Source organism: Rhodococcus sp. T2V (genome assembly GCF_029269925.1).
Lineage (GTDB): Bacteria > Actinomycetota > Actinomycetes > Mycobacteriales > Mycobacteriaceae > Rhodococcus_F > Rhodococcus_F koreensis.
The window spans coordinates 1-9,861 of the sequence record NZ_JARJBD010000170.1 but is presented as its reverse complement, the minus strand read 5'-3'; the positions used below and the strand labels follow the sequence as shown (position 1 = coordinate 9,861).

The window sequence follows — 9,861 nt, the reverse complement described above, 5'->3', positions numbered from 1 at the left end:
CCCTTGTGCGGCTCATTGCCCACGTTCGCGTGCGCCCAGATGTCAGCCGGGGCGGTGGACTTATCCGTGTGGGGGGTCCGCTGACGACGTGGTCGGCGTGGTTGATGCCCTCGAGGACCAGCCGGGAAAGGTGGCCGTCGTGGATGCAGTAGATCACCCGCCGGCCATCCTTGCGGGTGTCCACCAGTCCGGTGAACCGCAGCTTCGCCAGGTGCTGGCTGACCGCGGTCCGTGAGCCCCCCGTTTCCTCGATCAGGACCTACGACCTCGAACGACGTGCCGCCGCCCTCGAAAACATCGACGTCACATCCTCGACGATGGATTTTCTTGTGCCTCAGGATGATCAGCAGCGCGCTTACCGGATGCATGTCCTCCAATCGCCCACACCGACGAGAACGCCAAAGCTCAGGTCGATTCAGGACGGCTCTCGGAACCATTCTGGTACCACGATTCCCCGCTGACCACGCCGGCCGAACTGCACCCGTTCGGGGGACGGCCGCCGAAGGGAACTCTGGCTCCTCCCGCCCCCGGAGTCCTGGTGCCCGACGCACCGGTGTATGTGCTTGGGATCGGCGCCACCCATCTGCGGGCGTGGTGCCGCGACGGCATCCTCATCGTGTTCGGGGATACCGTCGACGACAATCGACTCCGTCGCACCGTTCTCGACGCAGTGCGGGCGCCCGTGCGGATGCACCGACTGTCCGACATCGATGTCAGGCGGGTCGCTGCGGAGCGGCCTCGCGGCCGGCGATGACGAGATGTGGATTATCTGGCCGGACGGACATATCGCGGCTGTCGTGACCGGTGACGACCTTGACGCGCTTAGGACGGCACTTCGCACTGCAATTGCCTACGACGTGGGCCATCTCATTGCGGCCGGGTCGTACGCAAGACCCGCAACAGCTGTTCGCTGAATATCAGGTTTCCTTGGTTGCAAGTGCGAGGGGCGTCACCGGAACGATCGATCAGCTATACAACCGGGAGCGGGACATGTATTTCGCTGATATTTGTACTGGCCAGCGGGCTGTTGGTGCGCTGCTCCTGCTGAGCGAGTGCGTTGTTCAGGGTGTGAGCTGGATCTTCACCGCCCCGTCCTGCTTCTTCTGGAAGATCTCGTAGGCGTGCGGCGCCTGTTCGAGGGGAAGTTGGTGAGTGGCGAAGGTGTCCACGCCGAGGGGGTCGTCATCGCCGAGAAGCGGCATGATGTCGTCCACCCACCTCTTGATGTTGGCCTGACCCATCCGCAGCTGGATCTGCTTGTCGAACAGGGTGAGCATGGGGAGCGGGTCGGCCATGCCGCCGTAGACCCCGATGATGGAAATCGTTCCGCCGCGGCGAACGATGTCGATCGCCGAATACAGTGCGCCGAGACGGTCCACCCCCGCCTTCTGCATCAGCGGCGCCGCAACCGCATCGGGAAGATACCCGACGATCTGCTGGGCGAGCTTGCCGATCGGTGAACCGTGCGCCTCCATTCCGACCGCATCGATCACCGAGTCGGTGCCCCGGCCGTCGGTCGCGTCGCGAATCACGTCGGCGAGATCGCTACCGTGCTCGTCCAGGTCCAGGGTGTCGATGCCCCGGGCCTTGGCGCGAGCGAGACGTTCGGGGACGTTGTCGACCGCGATGACCCGTGCGCCCTTGTGGTGGGCGATCCGCGCTGCCATGTCTCCGATCGGCCCGAGGCCCAGTACGGTGACCGACCCGCCCGCGGGGATGGCTGCGTACTCCACCGACTGCCATGCCGTGGGCAACACGTCGGACAGATAGACGAATCGCGAATCCGGCGGCCCCTCGGGAACTTTCATGTGGGTGAACTGGGCTTGGGGAACACGGAGGTACTCGGCCTGTCCTCCCGGAACCTGGCCGTAGAGCTTCGAGAAGCCGAACAACGCCGCTCCCATGCCCTGCTCGCGGACCTGCGTCGTCTCACACTGCGTGTACAGCTGCATGTTGCACATGAAACAGGTGCCACAGGAGATTTGGAACGGGATCACCACCCGGTCGCCGACCTTCAGGTTTCCCGCCTCCGCGCCGACTTCTTCGACGATTCCCATCGGTTCGTGGCCGAGGACGTCCCCTTCTCCCATGAACGGGCCGAGTGTTTCGTACAGGTGCAGGTCGGACCCGCAGATGTTCGTCGTGGTGACCTTGATGACGGCGTCCGTCGGTTGTTCGATCTTGGGATCGGCGACGGTGTCCACGCTGACCTTCCGTTTGCCTTGCCACGTGACTGCTCGCACTGGGAACCACACCTCTCGTCGGTTGATGTCCGTGTTCGGGTGCCCGACGGGGGATGCAGGTAAACCGCGCTCGGCATGGTCTTCCGCTGTGCGGATCGCCTTACGCGGATGGCAGCCGGGCTGAGGATTCCGATCTCGGGACAAACCCGATCACTCACCAGGCCCCGGTCGCCACGCTTCGGCCACGTTCATCGCGCCTGGTTCGACGGCCTCCGCGTCTCCTCGATGCGTTGCCGCTGCCGGACCCCGTACGCCGCCTCCCTGACGGCGGCGTCGTCCTCGAGACCCGACCCGAGCGCCCCACCGATGGTCGCGATGGACGCCAGCAACCAGGCGAGCGTCAGGTAATCAACAAAGGTCACCCCGTGCCCCAGAACACGGGACAACAGTTCCGGGGGAAGAGTCAGACACGCGGTGAACAGCAGCAGACCGAACAGGGCCACGTGCAGCACGATCACGCCGATGACCAGGGTGACCACGGTCGCGGTGTTGTACAGCACCGATCGATCGCGCTCGTCCGGCGACGTCAGCCGCTCCCACAGTTCGTGATCGAGGATCAGCCAGAGAATCATCGCCACGATCGACAGCACCGTCGCCGCACCCATCCGCCACGGACCCATCGTGTCGGCGAACAACCAGATCGTGTTGGTGGCCAGCGCGATCGCACCCGTGGCGAAGGCGCCGACGAGGACCTTCGACAGTCCGGTGACCAGACGCCACGGCCGGTTCGCCCGCACCATCCCCGACAGCAGTCGCAGCCGCCGCAGCCCCGACGGCGCGAAGTACCGGATACCGCCCGGGATCTGCGCCGACGGAAACCGCCGCGCCGCGCCGGGGTTGAGGTCCGGTTCCCCGAGGACGCGGGCGATCGCGAGTTCGGTGACGGTGCGGACCCGGCGCTCGATGCGCAGACCGCCCACCCCGGCGACGGAGATGAGCGCGAATTTGTGGTCGGCGCTGACGTCGGCCACCACCGGCAGGGTGTCCTCGCGGCGCGGCAGATCGGTGAGATACACGACGATGTCCTCCGCTTCGGAGGACGGATCGACCGTGTCGATGACATCCGCGAAATCCGCTTGCTCGTCGGGCAAGTACGGCTTGCGGCGCACGCACATCGTCCACCGACGCTCGACCCGGTCAGGGCTGCGCAGGCGGTCCGGCAGGGACTCCGCAAGGCGTTCGGCGAGAGCCGCCGGTTCGCCCGGATCCGCGATCAGCAGCACCGAGACCTGCTCACCCGCGGCACCGGGGCGCCCTGCCTGCACCTGCTCGTTCGCCGTCACCGCCTTCGCGTACCCGATCGGTCCGCCCCCCAACCGCAGGCAGTGGGTGCGCGTGCATCACAGCACCGCCACCGATCTCCGCTGCCAGCCCGGACGCTGGGTACGCGGGAGACGCTGGGAGGCAGGAGACGCAGAGATACCGCAACTCTGCCGGTCGGGGGCGGGGCGATCCGTTGCCGCATGCACCCATCCGACACGCGCGCCATTCAGGAACGGAGTGCAGTGCCCGGCGACCGCACATACGAACCGGTAGGTTCTCCTCGGTGGCCACCATCCTCGACGACACCAGGACGACCCGGGCGCAGCGGACGGCGGGCCTGGTCGGTCATCACTACCGGGTCACCGACTTCTATGAGGTCGGCCGCGAGAAGATCCGCGAGTTCGCCAAGTCCCTGCAAGACCCCCATCCGGCGCACCGGAGCGAGGACGCGGCCGTCGGCCTGGGCTATGACGGCCTGATCGCCCCGCTCACCTTCGGGTCCGTCGTGGCGATGATCGCGCAGCAGCACCTGTTCGACGAAGTCCTCACCGGCTACGACCCCGCCGAGATCCTGCACACCGATCAACGCCTGCAGTTCCACCGCCCCATCACGGTGGGCGACCGCCTGATCTGCGACGTCTTCCTCGACTCGTTCCGCCACGCCGCCGGCAACGACATCATGGTCACCAAGACGATCATGCTCGACCAGCACGACACCCCGGTGCAGACGATGTGGACCACCCTGGTCGCCTACAGCCGCTGATCGCCCAACCGGCCCCTCCTCGTTCAGAGCTCCGGATTCGGCCAGCGCGAGTCCGGCGCCCGCAGGACGAGATGGTGCGCTTCGTGCAGGGACCAGCACAAACCAGGAGTGAGACCTACCGGGGCATGCGCGCACCCTCCTCGCGGCCGACCCGGCGTATCCCGCTGTCGACCATCTGTTTTCCGACTAGGACGGACGAGGTTCATCGTGATCATTCTCGGACTGATTCTGCTCGTGATCGGATTCGTAGCGGGAATCTCGATCCTCTGGACCATTGGGATCATCCTGTTGGTCATCGGAGTCATCCTCGCGTTGCTCGGCGCCACCGGCCGCGCCGTCGGCGGCCGCCGTCACTGGTTCTGAAGGTTCGCGAGTAGGCGCCCGCTGCCCATCGCAGACATCGTGCATCCGCTGCACCCCCAGCTGGCCGCCGCCGCGCAGGCCTGCTGACCGACCGGCGCGACGGCGGCGCCGTTCTACGACCAGATGAGGCCATCGTGGCGGTCGCAGCCGAACTGCCGAACCTGCGGACCGTCGCCTACGTCACGGTGCCGGAGCTGATGATCGCCACTGAAGAGGCAGACATCTTTGGTTCCTCCGCCGGCACGGGACCGCGCGGACCGCAGGCACCACGGAACGGGCGCACACGGTTCATGCTGAGGGGCGTGAGGATCTGGATGCTGGTCGACCCCGAACACGGACACGAACGTCTGCTCGTCGGAGACCGAATCGACGCCGCGACGACCTGGTGTCGACCGGAGATGCTGCCGGCAGAAGTGGTGAGCTGGGATGTCCCCGTGCACGTCGAGCGCGTCGCCGCCCACCGCCCCGGCGAATACGACTGGGTAGCCCACAACAACGACCACGTAGCCGCGCTGCTCGCGGACTGGAAAGAACCCGAGGGTCCCACCGCGATCTCGGGCTGCCTGATCTACGACCGCCACCTGCACCTGTTTCACCACACCGTGCCCACGACACGGGGCCGCGTTCTTCGCCGCGCCGTCATCACCCGCGACGCAACCCACACCCCGACCCCCCACCGGGGTTACTCGGTCACCCCGTCGCGACCGCCCACCTTCACCGAACGCGGCCACGTACCACCGGACCGGACCGTGACGTGGAACTGCGTCGAACTCGACACCGACGACGAGTAGGTCATCCAAGCACGATCACCGGGGCGTCCCGCAGGCGGGGATGCTGCTTGGGGGGTCGATCCCGTCGGGTCTGTGCGGGCCGTGGGCGTCACGTGCGGGGCGGCCGGTCCCGCACGGCGTCGTCGTCGGGGGTACGGGCGGGGCCCGTGTGATCGGTGACGGTCTCGGGATCCTGCTCGGCGCGTAGGTGCGCGTTGTCGGCTTCCAGGCGGCGGTTGTCGCGTTCGAGTTCGTCGGTGCGGAGCTCGAGGTCGAGGACCCGGCCGATGCCGACCAGGTTGACACCGGCGTCGATGAGTTCGGCGATCCGCCGCAGCCGCGCCAGGTCGTAGTCGCTGTAGCGGCGGGTACCACCGCTGGTGCGCCCCGGGGTGAGCAGCCCGTAGTCCTCGTACAACCGCAGCGCCGCGATCCCGAACCCGGACAGCTCGGCGGCCACCGAGATGCCGTACACCCCTCGCAGCGATGGCGATCCGGGGTCGTACCGCCCAGATCCTAGGGACACCACCTGCTCCGATCAAGAATTTTCCCGCACAGCCTCTTGTCACATTCTACGACAGATGCTATACCAAACCTACAGCATCTGCTGGAGTTTACCTGGTGGAATGGAAAGGGTTTCAGGAGGTGGACATGATGTTGATGCGGACGGATCCGTTCCGCGACCTCGACCGTCTGACGCAGCAGATCCTCGGCACGACGGCCCGTCCGGCGGTGATGCCGATGGACGCCTGGCGCGAGGAGGACCGGTTCGTGGTGGAGTTCGACCTGCCCGGCGTCAGCGCCGACTCGCTGGATCTGGACGTCGAGAAGAACACGCTGACGGTGCACGCCGAACGACCCGCACTGAACGAAACCCAGGAGATGGTGGCCGCCGAGCGGCCGCGCGGGGTGTTCAGCCGACAACTGTTCCTCGGGGAGAACCTCGACGCGGACCGGATCGAAGCCAGCTACGACGCCGGGGTGCTGCGGTTGACGATCCCGATCGCGGAGAAGGCCAAACCCCGCAAGATCGAGATCAGCAGCAACGGTCATTCCGAGAAGAAGGCGGTCACCGCCCGGGGCGCGGCCGACACCTGAGCCGAGAGGGAAATTAGGTGACACGTCGACCGAGGCCGACAAGGCCCGGGTAGGGGGTGAACATCATGACAGCGGCGAACACCGTCACCGAGGGGAATGCCACCGTGATCCCGGAGCGCACCGAAACTGCGGTGGTGTGGCCCTGGCACGAGCTCGACTACACGCTGCTCGCGGCCGATTCGGACCGCATCCTCGCCGACGCGCTCACGCCGCAGGCCGTGGTCCTGCTCACACGGTTGGCCACCGCACCGGCCGGCCCGCCCCTTCCATCGGCTCCCGCCTCGACGGCGTGGACGATGTCCGAGCCCCCGACCCCGCAGGTCCGGGCCACCCAACGCTCCCCACCGCGAGTCGGAAAGACCAGCGCCGGGACCACATCTCATCCGTGACGACGCGCAAAGGGGTGATGAATCAGACGAGTACCGACTGTTGACGGGGTTCGTCCGCGGCCGCCGCCGTTACCTGTCATCCGTCGCACGCGGCGCGGCGAACCCCGGGCACACCGCCCGCCCGCCGCCGATCGACCGACAAGTCAGTGACGGCGCCGACCGCGTCCCTCACACGGTGCGCCAACCGATGAGGGATCGCCTGGGGCGCACAGCCAGTGCAGGGCGAACCGCAGACGGCGGCCGTCCCGGACGGAACCTGCCCCACCGGAATTCGCGACAACCATCAAAGCGGGGACGGGCCCGCCGTGTGCGGGTCGGGCCCGTCCCATCCCGGTGGTTCCGGCACCCCGAACGCCCGGAACCACCCTTCGCTGCGAATCGCACGACGAGACGAGATGAGGGGCCAATGGCCACCGAGCGGGATCCGTATCAGGTGCTGGGACTGTCCTCGGCGGCGTCCCAGGCCGAGATCACCAGCGCCTACCGACGGTTGCTGCGCCACCATCACCCCGACACCCGCATCCCCCACCGGCCCACCGACCTTGCGGCGGACGAGGACCTGCAGCGCATCTTGTCCGCCTACGCCCTCCTGCGCGACCCCGAACACCGCGCCGAGCACGACCAGGCAGTCACCGATCCGGCTGTGGACGAAGAACTCGACACCGTCCGTCGGCGCCCCCCGCGGTTTCCGACCCGACCGAGCGGACCGGTCCACATCCATCTCGTTCCCCTCGATACCCCGCCGCCGCGACGTCCACCCGCGACCGGATTGTGGGTGAGCCCGGTGCGATGGCACCCACATTGCGGCTAGGGACTCAGGTTGACCGCATGGACGGTCGACGGGGTCGCTCCGCGCGGAAACAGGTGAAACGCCAGGCTTTCCGGATCGTCGGGGCAGCGGAAACACAGGTGGTGATCGTCGAACCAGGCGAACCATTCCTCCCACGAAATGTGCTCGAAATAGTGACCCGACCGGGCCCCGAGGAAGTCGACGAGCAGCACCTGCGCCGAGCAAACCGCCGCCGGGTCCGGGACCCGGGCCGGGGCACCGCGGTGCAGTTGGATCCACCGGCGGATCTCGTCGTGATCGATGGTGTCACACACCCGCATACTCATCCGTTGCCTCCACGTGTCGTTCCCCGGGACCCCATCTGGGGTCGATGCCGTCCCGGAGTTGGTGCCGAGCACCTGGTGGCCGAGTGCCCCCTCGGACGAGGCGGAAACGGCGGATCCGGCGAAGACCGCCATCGCGGTGGCCACACACCCGTCGTCGAGTCGCGTCCGAGCACCCCGAGAGGACGCCGGTCCGGGCAGGTCGCAGACGAGAGGACGGGCGGTGGGGCGGGTGACGTTGTCCCCTATCGAGGGTGGTTGCTGTCGGGAGATTCTGAAGGTGTCGACAGAGCACTTTGCCGCAACAGAACTGGGACGTGATGGACCCTCGCCCAGAGCCGACGGCGGCGAGCACCGCCACGGACGGGCCTCTCACCACACGGGAGTGCCTGGATTTCCTGCGGTCGGTCCCCGTCGGGCGGTTGCTCTACACCGAGAACGCCCTGCCGGCGGTGCGGCCGGTGACCTTCGCCTGCCCGGACGGGCAGATCGTCATCCCGACCGGAGACAATCCGTGGTTCACCCGCTTCGAGGGCACCGTCCTCGCCTTCGAAACCGGAAACATCACCGCGTCGACGCGTTCGGGCTGGTCGGTGCTCGCGATCGGCCGCGCCCGACTGTTCGCCGGCACGGACGGTCTCGGCGGGTTCGACGATCCCACCCGTTCCCCGTGGAGCGGCTCTGCCGGCGATGGTTATCTCCTCATCGACATCGCCTCGCTCAGCGGCCACCGCACCACCCTGCTCCGCCCCACCGGTGACCACCGCTGACGACTTCGGCGCCGTGCGGAGAGCGAGTGAGTGTGAGCCCACGAGAGCGGAGTCGACCTCGAGGTGCAGTCGCCGGACAGACACTCAAGAGCCGCAGGTAATCAGCCGGTTCCGGTGCCACCGGCGGGCCGGTCGGCTTACGGTGAGCGTTGTCGGCGACCGCCGTGAATTCATCCCGAGGAGGGGCGATGACTGCGAAGTTCGAGCTGTTCAAGGACACCGCCGGCCAGTTCCGGTTCCACCTCAAGGCAGCGAACGGCGAGATCATCGCGGCCAGTCAGGGCTACACCTCGAAGGCGGCAGCCCAGAACGGGATTGCGTCGATCAAGGCCAATGCGGCGACCGCCCCGACCGAGGACCTGACCTGACCCCCCGCTCATGCGGCCGGAGGCCGAGGGCGGACCGCCGACGCTGCTTGCGCACCTGGGGATGGGGTACTCGCGTCCTACGTTGCACGCCTGGTCGCCCCCTCCCGCGGTTTAGTGGATGGCGGATCGACGGTGAGGTTGCCGTTGTCGGCGAACGCCTTTCGAGGAGGTTCCGGTGTGTTGCCGAAACATTACTGAGACCGCAGTTCCCACACACAATCACACCGCCAGACCACGAACCTGATCACGGACGAAGTCCGTGCAACTTGCCGGTTACCGATTTGCTAAAAAATAGGGCGTGGAGTCAGAGCAGGTGTTCGATGGCGGCGAGCCGCAGCGGGTGGGCAGCTTCCGGTTCTTCCTGGACGGTCAGCGGTGGGAATGGTCCGACTCCGTTGCCCAGATGCACGGCTACCGACCCGACGAGGTCACCCCGACCACGGAATTGCTGCTCTCCCACAAGCACCCCGCGGACCATCCGCATGTCGCCCGGGTGCTGGACCGGATGATCAACGATGCCGAGCCGTTCAGCAGCAAGCACCGGATCATCGACACCGCCGGCAACGTTCGCCAGGTCGTGGTCGTAGGGGACCGGATGTTCGACGACACCGGTGCCGTGATCGGCACGACCGGGTTCTACATCGACATCACCGACTCGCACCGCAGCGACGTCAAGGACTCCGTCGACGAAACCGTCGCCGCCCTCGAGCAATCGCGGGCG

13 protein-coding genes and 2 pseudogenes are annotated in these 9,861 nt (G+C 67.0%); 10 read left to right on the top strand and 5 right to left on the bottom strand.

Annotated features, from left to right (window positions below; genetic code table 11):
* Positions 1-76: 76 nt before the first annotated feature.
* Positions 77-235 (bottom strand): annotated as a pseudogene (locus tag P3H15_RS51635) (transcriptional regulator); the annotation flags it as partial.
* Between the two features lie 303 nt (positions 236-538).
* Between P3H15_RS51635 and P3H15_RS51630 the strand changes: the two are divergent.
* Positions 539-754 carry a hypothetical protein gene (locus P3H15_RS51630; protein WP_219453833.1) on the top strand — a complete coding sequence of 72 codons (216 nt, stop codon included), beginning with the start codon at positions 539-541 and terminating at the stop codon, positions 752-754.
* 307 nt (positions 755-1,061) lie between these two features.
* Here the strand turns inward: P3H15_RS51630 and P3H15_RS51625 are convergent, their stop codons facing one another.
* Both P3H15_RS51625 and P3H15_RS51620 read right to left on the bottom strand, forming a co-directional pair.
* On the bottom strand, positions 1,062-2,243 hold the full coding sequence (locus P3H15_RS51625) for a zinc-dependent alcohol dehydrogenase (protein WP_276144428.1): 1,182 nt from the start codon (positions 2,241-2,243) through the stop codon (positions 1,062-1,064).
* Between the two features lie 188 nt (positions 2,244-2,431).
* Entirely contained in the window at positions 2,432-3,526 is a 1,095-nt protein-coding gene (locus tag P3H15_RS51620) for a hypothetical protein (protein ID WP_276144427.1), read from the bottom strand.
* A 263-nt stretch (positions 3,527-3,789) separates the two neighbouring features.
* Here P3H15_RS51620 and hadA point away from each other — a divergent pair, with 263 nt between their 5' ends.
* The 3 genes and pseudogenes from hadA to P3H15_RS51605 form a co-directional block, all read left to right on the top strand.
* Positions 3,790-4,269 carry a (3R)-hydroxyacyl-ACP dehydratase subunit HadA gene (hadA, locus tag P3H15_RS51615; RefSeq protein WP_276144426.1) on the top strand — a complete coding sequence of 160 codons (480 nt, stop codon included), beginning with the start codon at positions 3,790-3,792 and terminating at the stop codon, positions 4,267-4,269.
* 207 nt (positions 4,270-4,476) lie between these two features.
* The gene (locus P3H15_RS51610; protein WP_007296776.1) at positions 4,477-4,632 is read left to right on the top strand and encodes a DUF6131 family protein; all 156 of its coding nucleotides are present in this window, start codon (positions 4,477-4,479) and stop codon (positions 4,630-4,632) included.
* 42 nt (positions 4,633-4,674) lie between these two features.
* A pseudogene (locus P3H15_RS51605) lies at positions 4,675-4,861 on the top strand (hypothetical protein); the annotation flags it as partial.
* 650 nt (positions 4,862-5,511) lie between these two features.
* On the opposite strand, the gene P3H15_RS51600 reads toward P3H15_RS51605, so the two are convergent.
* Positions 5,512-5,928 carry a MerR family transcriptional regulator gene (locus P3H15_RS51600; protein WP_276144425.1) on the bottom strand — a complete coding sequence of 139 codons (417 nt, stop codon included), beginning with the start codon at positions 5,926-5,928 and terminating at the stop codon, positions 5,512-5,514.
* Positions 5,929-6,056: 128 nt separating this feature from the next.
* Between P3H15_RS51600 and P3H15_RS51595 the strand changes: the two genes are divergently transcribed.
* The 3 genes from P3H15_RS51595 (at position 6,057) to P3H15_RS51585 (ending at position 7,700) form a co-directional block, all read left to right on the top strand.
* Positions 6,057-6,500, top strand: coding sequence for an Hsp20/alpha crystallin family protein (locus P3H15_RS51595; protein WP_276144429.1), 444 nt, complete (start codon positions 6,057-6,059; stop codon positions 6,498-6,500).
* 65 nt (positions 6,501-6,565) lie between these two features.
* Complete coding sequence (locus P3H15_RS51590) at positions 6,566-6,889, top strand: hypothetical protein (RefSeq protein ID WP_276144424.1); 324 nt, start codon at positions 6,566-6,568, stop codon at positions 6,887-6,889.
* Positions 6,890-7,295: 406 nt separating this feature from the next.
* Entirely contained in the window at positions 7,296-7,700 is a 405-nt protein-coding gene (locus P3H15_RS51585) for a DnaJ domain-containing protein (RefSeq protein WP_276144423.1), read from the top strand.
* On the opposite strand, the gene P3H15_RS51580 is transcribed toward P3H15_RS51585, so the two are convergent.
* A complete protein-coding gene (locus P3H15_RS51580) occupies positions 7,697-8,005 on the bottom strand; it encodes a hypothetical protein (protein ID WP_276144422.1) in 309 nt (102 codons plus the stop codon). The genes P3H15_RS51585 and P3H15_RS51580 overlap by 4 nt on opposite strands.
* Positions 8,006-8,322: 317 nt before the next feature.
* On the opposite strand from P3H15_RS51580, the gene P3H15_RS51575 reads away from it, so the two are divergent.
* The 3 genes from P3H15_RS51575 to P3H15_RS51565 form a co-directional block, all read left to right on the top strand.
* On the top strand, positions 8,323-8,772 hold the full coding sequence (locus P3H15_RS51575; RefSeq protein ID WP_276144421.1) for a pyridoxamine 5'-phosphate oxidase family protein: 450 nt from the start codon (positions 8,323-8,325) through the stop codon (positions 8,770-8,772).
* A 188-nt stretch (positions 8,773-8,960) separates the two neighbouring features.
* Complete coding sequence (locus P3H15_RS51570; protein ID WP_276144420.1) at positions 8,961-9,140, top strand: YegP family protein; 180 nt, start codon at positions 8,961-8,963, stop codon at positions 9,138-9,140.
* Positions 9,141-9,438: 298 nt separating this feature from the next.
* A partial coding sequence (locus P3H15_RS51565) for a PAS domain-containing protein (protein WP_276144419.1) occupies positions 9,439-9,861 on the top strand: 423 nt, incomplete at its 3' end.

Bases quoted from the DNA above. Each gene is read 5' to 3' on its own strand.
- P3H15_RS51590 (WP_276144424.1), top strand. From the start codon at position 6,566: ATGACAGCGGCGAACACCGTCACCGAGGGGAATGCCACCGTGATCCCG.
- P3H15_RS51595 (WP_276144429.1), top strand. From the start codon at position 6,057: ATGTTGATGCGGACGGATCCGTTCCGCGACCTCGACCGTCTGACGCAG.
- P3H15_RS51585 (WP_276144423.1), top strand. From the start codon at position 7,296: ATGGCCACCGAGCGGGATCCGTATCAGGTGCTGGGACTGTCCTCGGCG.
- P3H15_RS51570 (WP_276144420.1), top strand. From the start codon at position 8,961: ATGACTGCGAAGTTCGAGCTGTTCAAGGACACCGCCGGCCAGTTCCGG.
- P3H15_RS51580 (WP_276144422.1), bottom strand. From the start codon at position 8,005: ATGAGTATGCGGGTGTGTGACACCATCGATCACGACGAGATCCGCCGG.
- P3H15_RS51575 (WP_276144421.1), top strand. From the start codon at position 8,323: ATGGACCCTCGCCCAGAGCCGACGGCGGCGAGCACCGCCACGGACGGG.